Source organism: Bradyrhizobium sp. 179 (assembly GCF_023073535.1).
GTDB lineage: Bacteria > Pseudomonadota > Alphaproteobacteria > Rhizobiales > Xanthobacteraceae > Bradyrhizobium.
This window is the reverse complement of sequence record NZ_JADPJR010000009.1, coordinates 160,284-173,219: the sequence shown is the minus strand read 5'-3', so window position 1 is coordinate 173,219 and position 12,936 is coordinate 160,284. Positions and strand designations below refer to the sequence as shown.

The following is a 12,936-nucleotide window of genomic DNA, read 5'->3' as shown; positions in this document are numbered from 1 at the left end:
CGCGGGGACAGCGGGGCCTTCATGGTTCGAGACGGCCACTATGCGGCCTCCTCACCATGAAGGTCAGATCCTCGTCAGCTAGGGCCGATTAGCACTCCCTTAACCAACCTGTCCCATCTTCCCAAGATGGTCTCCCGCGCGCGCCTGAAATCGATCCTGACCGGCCTTGCCCTGTATGCGATGGCGGCGGCCATCGTCGGCTATTTCGGCGTCAACGCCTACACCGGCAAATACGGCCTCAATGCCCGCCAGGAGCTCGATCAGGAGATCATCGCCCTGACCAGCGAACTGGCGCAGCTCAAGCGCGAGCGCGCCCGGAGCGAGCAGCGCGTCTCTTTGCTGCGCACGTCGAGGATTGATCCTGACATGCTGGACGAGCGGGCGCGCTACCAACTCGACTATGTCAATCCGCATGATCTCGTTCGGATGGTCCCGGCGAGATAGCGTTCTCGCTGCCGAGCGGCTCGTGACATGATCGGCCGTTGTGTCTTGGTCGAAACGGTCGGGCGTCGGGCGTGAGTCCCAAAAGATGATGCTCGATCACGACCAGCAGACCAAGAAGCTCCCGAAGAGGGTCGGATTCTTCTGATTGGGCAAACGGAGAGGCGGCGTCATTTCGGCATCGCCCGTTCTGCCCATTTCTTGACGCGGTCACGAATCTGCGCGTGCGGCAGCCTTGCATCGATTTGTTGCCCGATCGGCGCCAAAGATTTTCCAATATTACGATCACGTTGCAGTGCGGCATAATGAAAGTCGTGCCATATCGCCGCGGTGCTTTCCAATGGTGTTTGACTTGGGTTAGAGAGGGCGAAAGTTTTCTCTGACCCGGAATTCCCATGGCCGCACCCAAGAAAGCCGCCGCAAGCACTCCACAGGACAAGGCCGACGGCGGTTCGCCCCCGGAATTCACCAGGGAGCAGGAGCTTAAGGCGCTCCGCGACATGCTCCTGATCCGGCGCTTCGAGGAAAAAGCTGGCCAGCTCTACGGCATGGGCGCGATCGGCGGCTTCTGCCACCTCTATATCGGCCAGGAGGCCGTGGTGGTCGGCATGCAGATGGCCCTGAAAGAGGGCGATCAGGTTATCACCGGCTATCGCGATCACGGCCACATGCTCGCCACCGGCATGGACGCCAACGGCGTGATGGCCGAGCTCACGGGCCGCCGCGGCGGCTATTCCAAGGGCAAGGGCGGCTCCATGCACATGTTCAGCAAGGAGAAGCACTTTTACGGCGGCCACGGCATCGTCGGCGCGCAGGTCTCGCTCGGCACTGGTCTCGCCTTCGCCAATCACTATCGCGGCAATGACAATGTCAGCGTCACCTATTTCGGTGACGGCGCGGCCAACCAGGGTCAGGTCTATGAGAGCTTCAACATGGCGGAGCTCTGGAAGCTGCCGGTGATCTACGTCATCGAGAACAACCGCTACGCTATGGGCACCTCGGTCTCGCGCGCCTCGGCGCAGCAGGACTTCTCCAAGCGCGGCGCCTCCTTCAACATTCCCGGCAAGCAGGTCGACGGCATGGACGTCCGCGCCGTGAAGGCTGCGGGCGAGGAGGCGGCGGCCTGGTGCCGTGCCGGCAAAGGCCCCTACATCCTGGAGATGCAGACCTACCGCTATCGCGGCCACTCGATGTCCGACCCTGCAAAATATCGCACGCGCGAGGAGGTCGAGAAGATCCGCCACGACCAGGACCCGATCGAGCAGGTACGTAACCGCCTCCTGGCGGCCAAGGTCAGCGAGCAGGATCTGAAGGCGATCGACGCCGAGGTGCGCGACGTCGTCAACGCGTCCGCCGATTTCGCCCAACATGATCCCGAGCCGGATGCCGCCGAGCTCTGGACCGACGTTTACCGCTGAACGCGCGCAAGCTTTCTTTTGGAGTCGATATGCCAATTCAAGTGCTGATGCCCGCGTTGTCGCCCACCATGGAGAAGGGCAACCTCGCCAAATGGCTGAAGAAAGAGGGCGAGACGATCAAGTCCGGCGACGTCATCGCCGAGATCGAGACCGACAAAGCGACGATGGAGGTCGAGGCGACCGATGAGGGCACGCTCGGCAGGATCCTCATTCCCGAGGGCACCGCCGACGTTGCCGTCAATACGCCGATCGCGACCATCCTCGCCGATGGCGAGAGCGCCGCCGATCTCGCGAAGGCCCCAGCGCCGGCCAAGCAGGAGAAGGCTGCGGAGTCCGCGCCGCCCGCCGCCGCCAAGTCCGAGGCCCCCCAGCCCAAGGCGGCACCGTCCGCGCCGCAGCCCGTGGCCGAGCCCGATCCGGAAGTACCCGCCGGCACTGAGATGGTGACGCAGACCATCCGCGAAGCCTTGCGCGATGCCATGGCCGAAGAGATGCGCCGCGACGGCGATGTCTTCGTGATGGGCGAAGAGGTGGCCGAATATCAGGGTGCTTACAAAGTCACGCAAGGATTGCTTCAGGAGTTCGGCGCCAAGCGCGTGATCGACACGCCGATCACCGAGCACGGCTTTGCCGGTGTCGGCGTCGGTGCCGCGATGACGGGCCTCAAGCCGATCGTCGAGTTCATGACCTTCAACTTCGCCATGCAGGCGATCGATCAGATCATCAACTCCGCGGCCAAGACGCTGTACATGTCCGGCGGCCAGATGGGCTGCTCGATCGTATTCCGCGGGCCCAATGGTGCCGCTGCGCGCGTCGCCGCCCAGCACAGCCAGGATTACTCGGCCTGGTATTCGCACATTCCCGGCCTCAAGGTGGTCGCGCCGTATTCGGCCGCCGATGCCAAGGGGCTGCTCAAGGCCGCGATCCGCGATCCCAACCCGGTGATCTTCCTCGAGAACGAGGTGCTCTACGGTCACACCGGCCAAGTGCCCAAGCTCGACGATTTCGTGATTCCGATCGGCAAGGCGCGCATCGTGCGCCCCGGCGGCCACGTCACCATCATCTCCTGGTCGAACGGCATGACCTATGCGCTCAAGGCCGCCGACGAGCTCGCCAAGGATGGCATCGAGGCCGAGGTGATCGACCTACGCACGCTGCGCCCGATGGACACCGAGACCATCATCAACTCGGTCAAGAAGACCGGTCGTGCGGTGACGGTGGAGGAGGGCTGGGCTCAGAGCGGGGTCGGCGCCGAGATCGCCGCGCGCATCATGGAGAACGCCTTCGACTATCTGGACGCGCCGGTTACGCGCGTTTCCGGCAAGGACGTGCCGATGCCCTATGCCGCGAACCTGGAGAAGCTCGCGCTGCCCTCGGCAGCGGAAGTCGTCGAGGCCGCCAAAGCCGTCTGCTACAGGTAGACCATGGCGGGCCCCAAGGAGCAGCCACTGCCGCCCGATGTCATGACGCGCGAGGACGCGGTCGAAATCCTGCGTGTGTTCGTGCTGGACGGTGGGCTGTCGATGGCGTTCCAGCGCGCCTTCGAGGAGCCCGACATGTGGGGCCTGCTGCTCGTCGATCTGGCGCGCCATGCCGCGCGCGCCTATGCGCGCGAGAGCGAATACACCGAGGAGGATGCCTTGAACCGGATTCTGGAGATGTTCCAGGCCGAGATCGAGCGTCCGACCGACACCGGCAGCACGACGCCACGCGGCAAGGGGCACTGACGTGGCGATCGAATCCTATCACTACGATTTCATGCTGGAGGCGATCCGCGAAGCGGAAACCTCGATCGCACAGGGCGGCCTGCCGATCGGCGCGGTGCTGACGCGCGACAACAAGATCATCGCCCGCGGTCATAACAACCGCGTGCAGGAGAACAACGTGATCCTGCACGGCGAGATGAGCTGCCTGCGCGAAGCCGGCGCGATCACGTTCCATGACACCGTCATGTACACCACCCTGTCGCCATGCTCGATGTGCGCCGGCGCGCTGGCGCTGTTCAAGGTCAAGCTGGTGGTGATCGGGGAATCCGTCACCTTCGAGGGATCCAAGGACATCCTCGACAAGTTCGGCATCCCCTGGATCGACCTTGCCGACGACCGCTCCATCACCATGATGAAGAATTGGCGTTCCAATCCCGCCAATGAGCGTCTGTGGCAGGGCGACATCGGCAACTAAACCTGGTCTGTTCGTCTTCGCTTCCGGAGACGACGTTTTGAGAAGCTCTTCGTGAGGTCAGCATGCCCATCAACATCCTGATGCCCGCTCTTTCGCCGACGATGGAGAAGGGCAACCTCGCCAAGTGGCTGAAGAAGGAAGGCGACAGGGTCAAATCCGGCGACGTCATCGCCGAGATCGAGACCGACAAGGCGACCATGGAGGTCGAGGCGATCGACGAAGGCACGATCGCCAAGATCCTGGTGCCCGAGGGCACGCAGGACGTTCCGGTCAACGACGTGATCGCGGTGCTGGCCGGCGAGGGTGAGGATGTGAAAGCCGCGGGCGCCGCGAAGCCGACCGCCTCGGCCGCACCGCCCAAGACCGCTGAGCCACCTGCTGCCGCGCCGGCACCGGCACCTGCACCGGCCGCACCCAAGGCGGCGCCGGCTGCCGCCGCACCGGCTCCGCCGGCTGCAGCTCCCGCCGCGCAGGGCAACGGCCATGGCGGCCGCGTGTTCTCATCGCCGCTCGCGCGCCGTATCGCGAAGGAAGCCGGCATCGATGTGGCGATGGTCACGGGCACTGGCCCGCACGGCCGCGTGGTCGCGCGTGACGTCGAGCAGGCCAAGTCCGGCAAGGGCCTCAAGGCTCCCGCCGCAGCACCGTCTGGGGCGCCCTCGATCGCGCCGACCATGTCTGACAAGCAGATCCTGTCGCTGTTCGAGCCGGGCTCCTACGACATCGTCCCGCATGATGGCATGCGCCGCACCATCGCGCAGCGCCTGACCGCATCGATCCAGAACGTCCCGCACTTCTATCTCACCATCGATTGCGACATCGGCAAGCTGCTGGCCGCGCGCGAGGAGATCAATGCGGCTGCTCCCAAGGACAAGGAGAAGAAGCCGCTCTACAAGATCTCGGTCAACGACTTCGTCATCAAGGCGATGGCGGTCGCACTCCAGAAGATCCCGAACTGCAATGTCAGCTGGACCGAAAGCGGCATGGTCAAGCACCACCATTCCGACGTCGGCGTTGCCGTCGCGATGCCAGGCGGCCTGATCACGCCTATCATCCGCAAGGCCGAGGCCAAGACGCTCTCGACCATCTCCAACGAGATGAAGGACTTTGCCGCGCGCGCCCGCTCGCGCAAGCTGAAGCCCGAGGAATACCAGGGCGGCACCACGGCCGTCTCCAACCTCGGCATGTACGGCATCAGTCACTTCACCGCGGTGATCAATCCGCCGCACGCGACCATCCTCGCGGTCGGCACCAGCGAAGAGCGTCCCGTCGTGCGCGGTGGCAAGATCGAGATCGCAAACATGATGAGCGTGACCCTGTCCTGCGATCACCGCGCCATTGACGGCGCGCTCGGCGCCGAGCTGATCGGCGCGTTCAAGCAGCTGATCGAAAATCCCGTCATGATGATGGTCTGACGCGGCGAATTTGCGTCGTCATTGCGAGCGAAGCGAAGCAATCCAGGACGTGACCGGCAGACTGGATTGCTTCGTCGCAAGAGCTCCTCGCAATGACGAGCCGTAACATTCAAGCCGGTTGAACGATGGAACGAGCGTACAGCATGGCCGATACATCCTTCGACGTCATCATCATCGGCTCCGGTCCCGGCGGCTATGTCACCGCGATCCGCGCCGCACAGCTCGGCTTCAAGACGGCGATCGTCGAGAAAGCGTATCTGGGCGGCATCTGCCTGAACTGGGGCTGTATTCCGACCAAGGCGCTGCTGCGTTCGGCCGAGATCTACCACTACATGCAGCACGCCAAGGATTACGGCCTGGCGGCGGAGAAAGTGTCTTTCGACCCGAAGGCTGTGGTGCAGCGCTCGCGCGGCGTCTCGAAACGACTCAACGACGGCGTCGGCTTCCTGATGAAGAAGAACAAGGTCAGCGTGATCTGGGGCGCGGCGTCGATCGACGCGGCCGGCAAGGTCACTGTGAGTAAATCGGACGTCGAGGCGCCGAAGGGCACGTTGGGCGAGGGGAGCTATCAGGCCAAGCACATCATCGTTGCCACCGGCGCGCGGCCGCGCGTGCTGCCCGGGCTGGAGCCGGACAAGAAGCTGGTCTGGACCTATTTCGAGGCGATGGTGCCGGAACGGATGCCGAAGTCGCTGCTGGTGGTCGGCTCCGGCGCGATCGGCATCGAGTTCGCCTCGTTCTTCCACACCATGGGCTCCGACGTCACGGTGGTCGAGGTGCTACCCCAGATCCTGCCCGTCGAGGACGCCGAGATCGCGGGCCTGGCGCGCAAGCGCCTGGAGAAGCAGGGCATCAAGATCATGTCCTCGACCAAGGTGACGAAGCTCGAGAAGAAGGCCGACAGCGTCGTCGCCACCATCGACGACGGCAAGGGCAAGCCTGTGACGACCGAGTTCGAGCGGGTGATCTCCGCTGTCGGCGTGGTTGGCAACATCGGGAATCTCGGCCTCGAAAAGCTTGGGGTGAAGACCGACCGCGGCATCATCGTGGTGGACGGCCACGGCAGGACCAACGTTCCTGGCATCTACGCCATCGGCGACGTCGCAGGTCCCCCGATGCTCGCGCACAAGGCCGAGCATGAGGGCGTGATCTGCGTCGAGGCAATCAAGGGCCTCAATCCGCATCCCGTGGACAAGAACATGATCCCGGGCTGTACCTATTGCCAGCCGCAGGTCGCCTCTGTCGGCCTGACCGAAGCCAAGGCCAAGGAAAGCGGCCGCGAGATCCGCGTCGGCCGCTTCCCCTTCGTCGGCAACGGCAAGGCGATCGCGCTCGGCGAGGACCAGGGCCTCGTCAAGGTGATCTTCGACAAGAAGACCGGACAGCTTCTCGGCGCTCATATGGTCGGCGCTGAAGTCACCGAGCTGATCCAGGGCTATGTCGTCGCCATGAACCTGGAGACCACGGAAGAAGAGCTCATGCACACGGTGTTCCCGCATCCGACGCTGTCGGAGATGATGAAGGAAGCCGTGCTGGATGCTTATGGACGGGTGCTGAATATTTGACCGCTCGCCAGGCGACCAAAGAGCTGTTTTCAAAATAAGAAGGAAACCACCCCATGCACGACAACGACAACCTCACCATCGAGCGCCCGACCTTCGTCACGCATCTCGAATGCGCGATGGAAGGCGATCATTACGCGGCCGACCAGGTCCACAATCTCTCCAAGGCCGGCAAGCCGCTGCTGGTCCGCTACGACCTCGCTGGGGCGAAGAAGGCGCTGACCAAGGACGCTTTGGCCCAGCGTCCCGCCGACATGTGGCGCTACCGGGAGCTGCTGCCGGTCCGCAAATGCAAGGACATCGTCTCGCTCGGCGAAGTCACGACGCCGCTGATCCGGCTGCCGAAGCTCGGCGCCAAACTCGGCGGTGGCGAGATCATCGTGAAGGATGAGGGACGGCTGCCGACCGGCTCGTTCAAGGCGCGCGGCCTCGTGATGGCGGTGTCGATGGGCAAGGCGCTCGGCATCAAGCACATGGCGATGCCGACCAATGGCAACGCCGGCGCCGCGCTGGCGGCCTATGCGACCTCCTGCGGCATCAAGACAACGATCTTCTGCCCGGCCGATACGCCCGAGGTGAATGTCAGCGAAATCGAGCTCCAGGGCGCGACCGTCTATCGCGTCAACGGCTATATCGACGATTGCGGCAAGATCGTCGGCGAGGGGAAAGCAAAAGTCGGCTGGTTCGATACGTCGACGCTGAAGGAGCCGTACCGCATCGAGGGCAAGAAGACGATGGGCCTCGAGCTTGCCGAGCAGCTCGGCTGGGACGTGCCCGACGTGATCTTCTATCCGACCGGCGGCGGCACCGGCCTGATCGGCATGTGGAAGGCGTTCGACGAGCTCGAGAAGATCGGTTTCATCGGGTCCAAGCGTCCGCGCATGGTGGCGGTGCAGGCCTCTGGCTGCGCGCCGATGGTGCGGGCCTATGACGCCGGCACCGAGCATGCTACGCGGTGGGAGGATGCCCACACCATCGCCTCCGGCATTCGCGTGCCGCAGGCGATCGGCGATTTCCTGATCCTGCGCGCGGTGCGGCAGAGCAAGGGTTTTGCCATCGCGGTCGACGACGACAAGATCTCGTCGGCGCTGAGCGAGGTTGCGCGCGAGGAGGGGCTGCTGTTGTGCCCCGAGGGCGCCGCCACCTACGCTGCCTACAAGCAGAGCCTTGCCGATGGCCGTGTCAGCAAGACCGACCGCGTCATGCTGTTCAACTGTGCGACCGGGCTGAAATATCCATTGCCGCCGGTCACCCGGACGCTCGATCGCCACAAGCCGATCGACTACACGCAGTTCTAGCGCGGCAATACGCCACGAATGATCCCTCTTCCCGTACGCGGGCAGAGGGTCAAAATGACAATGACGCTGGGGAGAGGACCATGAAGGCCGCTTGGGCTGCGCTGATTGCCATTCTCGCTGTTGCAGGCGCCGCGCGCGCTGAGGACTATCCCACGCGTCCCATCACCATCATCGTGCCGTTCGCGGCCGGCGGGCCGTCGGATGCAATGGCGCGGGTGCTTGCGGAGCGCATGCGCGTATCGCTTGGCCAGCCCGTGGTGATTGAGAACGTCACCGGCGCAGGCGGCTCGATCGGCGTCGGCCGCGCCGTGCAATCACCGCCGGACGGCTACACCATCTCGTTCGGTCATCTCGGCACCCACGTCGCCAACGGTGCCGTCTACAAGCTCAAATACGACCTCGTCGCCGACCTCGAGCCGGTGGTGCTGTTGCCGAGCAATCCGATGATTGTGGTCAGCAAGAACGCAGTGCCGGCGACCTCGCTGAAGGAGCTCATTGAATGGCTGAAGTCGCGGCCATCGCCGCCCACGGCAGGCACGGCCGGCGCGGGCTCCGGCAGCCACATCGCCGGCGTCTATTTCGAGAGCGTCTCCGGCATCAAGCTGCAATACGTGCCGTATCGCGGCACAGCGCCCGCCCTCAACGATCTCATCGCCGGCCAGATCGACCTCATCGTCGACCAGACCTCCAATTCCATCAATCAGGTCCGCGCCGGCACCATCCGCGCCTACGCCATCACCGACGACAAGCGCCTGCCGTCGGCGCCGGAGATTCCGACCGCGGAGGAGGCGGGCCTGAAGGGTTTCAACATGACGCTGTGGTCAGGCATGTGGGTGCCGAAGGGCACGCCGAAGGAGGTCGTGACCAAGCTCAACGCGGCGGCCGTGGAAGCGCTGAACGATCCTGGAGTGAAGAAGCAGCTCGAAAGCCAGGGCCTGGAGATGACGCCCAAGGATCAGCTCACGCCAGAAGCGCTCGGCAACCGCCAGAAGGCGGAGATCGCAAAATGGTGGCCAATCATCAAGGCGGCGAATATCAAGGTGGATTGAGGTGGGCTGCGCTGGTGTCAGTGTCTCGCATTCGCTGATCGCCGGACAATCGCTTCATGGTTTCGTCACCTGCTGCAGCGCCACCTCCAGGCATTTCATCAGATCCGAGGCGGCAAACGGTTTACCGAGGAAACAACTTGCCCCGGCTTTAAGCGCACGCACACGCACGCTCTCATCCGGGAAAGCGGTGATGAAGATGAACGGCGTTGCCGACCCCTGCGCGCGCATCTGCGTCAGTAGATCGATTCCAGTGACCGACGGCATCTGCACGTCCGCGATCACGCACGAGGTGTCGGTCGAATCGGTCGACCTCAAAAACTCCTCGGCGGAGGCGAATGTGTGGACGATGTATCCGCGGGATTCCAAGAGATTGTTAATCGCGGCCCGCACGTAGGGATCATCGTCAAGCACAGAAATGACCGAAGCCACTGACAATGCGTCCGCTCCTCGCCCGGGAATTACGCTTGCCGTCGTACGGCCTCGCATAAACCCGCAAGGTGGACCCGTCGGTCATCATTGGAAACTCATACTTAGGTTTGTACGTCGGGCTTGCTGGGTCGAATCCCGAGCGCCTCGCTCATCCTCACCAGGTCGGCCAGCGACTTCGCCCCCATTTTCCGCATGATCTGGCCGCGATAGATCTTGACGGTGATTTCCGCCAAACCGAGCTGGGCGGCCACTTGCTTGTTCATCAGGCCCGACGTCACCAGTGACAAGACGTCCCGCTCCCGCGAGGTCAGTGACTCGAAGCGTGATCTGACGTCCGAGACGGTCTTGTAAAGATCGCGGCGCTTGCGGTCTCGCTCGATCGCGGCCTGGACCGCGTCCAGAATTTCCTGGTCGCGAACCGGCTTGGTCAGGAAGTCGATCGCGCCGCTCTTCATGGCCCGAACGGTCATGGGAATATCGCCATGACCGGTAATGAAGATGATGGGCGTATGGATATTTGCCTTGGCAAGATCGGTTTGCAGCTCAAGGCCGCTCGTTCCGGGCAGGCGGATGTCGAGCACCAGGCAACTGGGGACTTCCGGCGGCTTGGTCTGGAGGAGTTGCGGCGCCGAGCCGAATGCTTCCACCCTGAGGCCGACCGACTCGAACAGATTGGTAAGCGCACGACGCATGGACGCGTCGTCGTCGACGATGAAGACGATTGGCTGATCGCCGTCCTCCTTGGGCGAAGGCCCCGCGCGCTCGTTCACGATGCTTCCTCTCGATGGAGTGGCAGGGTGATCTGAAAAGTCGCGCCGCGCTCCTCGTTCGGTATGGCGGAAAGTCGTCCGCCGTGGGCCTCGATAATGGAGCGACAGATCGACAGGCCCATGCCCATGCCGCTGGACTTGGTGGTAAAGAACGGCATGAACAGGCGGTCCATTGCCTGTTCGCAGATGCCGACGCCGCAGTCGGAGACGCTCACCAGCACCGCGCCATCGTCGTCAACCGCTGAACGGATCGCCAGCTCGCGCGGGCGGTCATCGATGCCTTCCATGGCCTCGATGCCGTTCTTGATCAGGTTGATGAGGACCTGCTGCAATTGAATTCGATCGCCAAAGATCCTGGGCAGTGCCGACGACAGTTCCATTCGAACCGACACGGCATGGCTCGCCATCTCGCGCTGAACGAGCGCGACAGCCTCGCGCACGACCACGCTGACTTCGAGCGGAGCCATCTCGATATCGGATCGCTTGGCGAGCGCCCGAACGTGACGGATGACGTCGCTGGCACGCTTGCCGTCCTCGATGATCCATTCCACGGAGCGGCGCGCCGCCTTGAGATCGGGCGGACTGCGCTGCAGCCAGGCCAGGCAGGCGTCGGCGTTTGCGATCACGGCGGCGAGGGGCTGGTTGATTTCGTGGGCAATTGAAGCGGTCAGCTCGCCCAGCATCGTGACGCGCGTCACATGAGCGAGCTCGGCTTGCGCCTTGCGCAGCGCCTCTTCGGCGTGATCGGCCCGGATGGCCGCGGTCACGTCGGTGCAGACGCCCCGATAACCCAGAAAGGTGCCGTTGGCGTCGAAGAACGGCTTGCCGCTCGTGCGGACATAGATCGGCTGTCCGTTGCGGTCCTTGCTGCGGTAAACCAGATCGCGGAACGGGACGTGAGCATCGAGCGCCGCCCGATGTTGTCGCCATTTTTCCGGCTCGAGATCGGCGTCGGGAGCAATGTCCCAACGCGTGAGCCCGATCAGGCCCGCGGGGGCGGTGACGGTATCAGAGTGTTCCGATATGTGAGTGACGCGATGGTCTGGCCCCGTCTCCCAGAACCAGTCGGAGGCGGTTTCGGCATAGTCGCGAAAGCGCTGCTCGCTGTCACGAAGTCTGCGTTCTGCCTCCTTGGTCGCCGTGATGTCAGTCACCGACCCCACGAACTCGACGTGACCGCTCGCATCTCGCGTCGCCCGGGCGACCGCTCGGACGTACTTGACGGAACCGTCGGGCATCACCAGCCGGTATTCGTGATCGTAATCTTTCCCCTCGCGCGCCGCCCGGCCCGTGGTCCGCTGCACTGCGAGCCGGTCCTCCGGATGGATCCGCTGGAGCATGAAGGGTATCTCTGGCTTAGTCCCCTCGTCGCATTGGAAGATGCGATAGGTCTCCTTGGACCATGTGATCTCGCCGGTTGCAGCCCTCCAGCCGAAACTGCCGGTGTGGCTCAATTCCTGTGCCTGGGCGAGGTAAGCTTCGCTCTGTCGCAGCGCATTCTCCGCTTCCTTGCGCTCGGTGATGTTCTCGCAGGCGACCAGCACGATCGGCCCGCCATTGGCCCGCAGCATGGTCTTGGCATTCTCGCGCACCCATAGCACCGAGCCGTCCTTGCGAACCTTCCGGATTTCCCAAGTGTGTGACTGATCAACGGTCTCGAGGCATAGCGCGACACACGCGCGTACGAAGTCGCGATCTTCCTCGAAGAACACATCCAGCACCGATCGGCCGATCAACTCCGCGGCGGTATAGCCCAGTTGCGCCGCGCCGAACGTGTTCACGTTGATCACGGTTCCGCTCGGATCGACCATGAAATACATGACCGGGTTGTGCTCGAAGACTTGCTGCCATTGCTTGACCGCCTCCAGCAGACCGGCGTCGCTGGGCTCGCTGCGCGGTTTGGGGGTGACAACTTGCCTGACGCAGCCGACGAGCAATTGCGCGGCTGACTTCCCGAACGTTCCTGCCCGGCCCGGCTTCATCGCAGACGCTCCCGGCGCTCTCTGCGTGAACATAAGTAGAGCACGTTGGCGCCGGAGGAGCAATTCCGGCCAAAGTCGGATGCCGGTTACGACGTTGGGCTTGGAATTGGCTGCTCGCCATCCTGGTCACCTCAGCGCCGATTTTTCGCGCTCGCCGTGCAACCCGCGCATCGTGCGTGGTCTCGTTGAACGCGAGCCCGCGCGAGAGCCCCCGGGCGAGTACGGGACAAACCTAGGTATAGCTCGTCCATTCCTAGTCATGGCGACCATTTACCTCCGTACAATTGAGCGCCTGATGCCTGGCGGACTAGCCTCATGACCATCGGGAGTGTCGACCAGCCAATCGCATCGGTCGGGCGAGATCGGGTCTCAAGCGTACGGCCGAGGCCTC

13 protein-coding genes are annotated in these 12,936 nt (G+C 63.5%); 9 read left to right on the top strand and 4 right to left on the bottom strand.

What is annotated here, in order from left to right:
- The first annotated feature begins 126 nt into the window (after positions 1–126).
- Positions 127–444, top strand: a complete 318-nt coding sequence (locus IVB12_RS02650; RefSeq protein WP_247295356.1) for a septum formation initiator family protein — start codon at positions 127–129, stop codon at positions 442–444.
- 167 nt (positions 445–611) lie between these two features.
- Here the strand turns inward: IVB12_RS02650 and IVB12_RS02645 are convergent, their stop codons facing one another.
- Positions 612–782: a hypothetical protein gene (locus IVB12_RS02645; RefSeq protein ID WP_247295353.1), complete on the bottom strand. Its 171-nt coding sequence runs from the start codon at positions 780–782 to the stop codon at positions 612–614.
- Between the two features lie 54 nt (positions 783–836).
- Between IVB12_RS02645 and pdhA the strand changes: the two genes are divergently transcribed.
- The 8 genes from pdhA (at position 837) to IVB12_RS02605 (ending at position 9,364) form a co-directional block, all read left to right on the top strand.
- Positions 837–1,859, top strand: coding sequence for a pyruvate dehydrogenase (acetyl-transferring) E1 component subunit alpha (gene pdhA / locus IVB12_RS02640; protein WP_247295351.1), 1,023 nt, complete (start codon positions 837–839; stop codon positions 1,857–1,859).
- A 29-nt stretch (positions 1,860–1,888) separates the two neighbouring features.
- Positions 1,889–3,280 (top strand): pyruvate dehydrogenase complex E1 component subunit beta, encoded by a 1,392-nt coding sequence (locus IVB12_RS02635; protein WP_247295348.1) that lies wholly within the window; start codon positions 1,889–1,891, stop codon positions 3,278–3,280.
- A 3-nt stretch (positions 3,281–3,283) separates the two neighbouring features.
- Complete coding sequence (locus IVB12_RS02630; RefSeq protein ID WP_247275986.1) at positions 3,284–3,586, top strand: DUF5076 domain-containing protein; 303 nt, start codon at positions 3,284–3,286, stop codon at positions 3,584–3,586.
- A gap of 1 nt (position 3,587) precedes the next feature.
- Positions 3,588–4,040, top strand: coding sequence for a nucleoside deaminase (locus IVB12_RS02625; RefSeq protein WP_247295346.1), 453 nt, complete (start codon positions 3,588–3,590; stop codon positions 4,038–4,040).
- Between the two features lie 62 nt (positions 4,041–4,102).
- Positions 4,103–5,455, top strand: a complete 1,353-nt coding sequence (locus IVB12_RS02620) for a pyruvate dehydrogenase complex dihydrolipoamide acetyltransferase (RefSeq protein WP_247295344.1) — start codon at positions 4,103–4,105, stop codon at positions 5,453–5,455.
- Between the two features lie 143 nt (positions 5,456–5,598).
- Positions 5,599–7,020 carry a dihydrolipoyl dehydrogenase gene (lpdA, locus tag IVB12_RS02615; RefSeq protein WP_247295342.1) on the top strand — a complete coding sequence of 474 codons (1,422 nt, stop codon included), beginning with the start codon at positions 5,599–5,601 and terminating at the stop codon, positions 7,018–7,020.
- Positions 7,021–7,073: 53 nt separating this feature from the next.
- Entirely contained in the window at positions 7,074–8,315 is a 1,242-nt protein-coding gene (locus tag IVB12_RS02610) for a threonine synthase (RefSeq protein WP_247295339.1), read from the top strand.
- 80 nt (positions 8,316–8,395) lie between these two features.
- Positions 8,396–9,364, top strand: a complete 969-nt coding sequence (locus tag IVB12_RS02605) for a tripartite tricarboxylate transporter substrate binding protein BugD (protein WP_247295337.1) — start codon at positions 8,396–8,398, stop codon at positions 9,362–9,364.
- Positions 9,365–9,418: 54 nt separating this feature from the next.
- Here IVB12_RS02605 and IVB12_RS02600 read toward each other — a convergent pair whose 3' ends face one another.
- From IVB12_RS02600 to IVB12_RS02590, 3 genes are all read right to left on the bottom strand, one after another.
- Positions 9,419–9,799, bottom strand: a complete 381-nt coding sequence (locus tag IVB12_RS02600) for a response regulator (RefSeq protein WP_247295335.1) — start codon at positions 9,797–9,799, stop codon at positions 9,419–9,421.
- 95 nt (positions 9,800–9,894) lie between these two features.
- Positions 9,895–10,563 carry a response regulator transcription factor gene (locus IVB12_RS02595; RefSeq protein WP_247295333.1) on the bottom strand — a complete coding sequence of 223 codons (669 nt, stop codon included), beginning with the start codon at positions 10,561–10,563 and terminating at the stop codon, positions 9,895–9,897.
- A complete protein-coding gene (locus IVB12_RS02590; protein WP_247295332.1) occupies positions 10,560–12,545 on the bottom strand; it encodes a PAS domain S-box protein in 1,986 nt (661 codons plus the stop codon). The genes IVB12_RS02595 and IVB12_RS02590 overlap by 4 nt, the downstream gene beginning before the upstream one ends.
- Between the last annotated feature and the right edge of the window lie 391 nt (positions 12,546–12,936).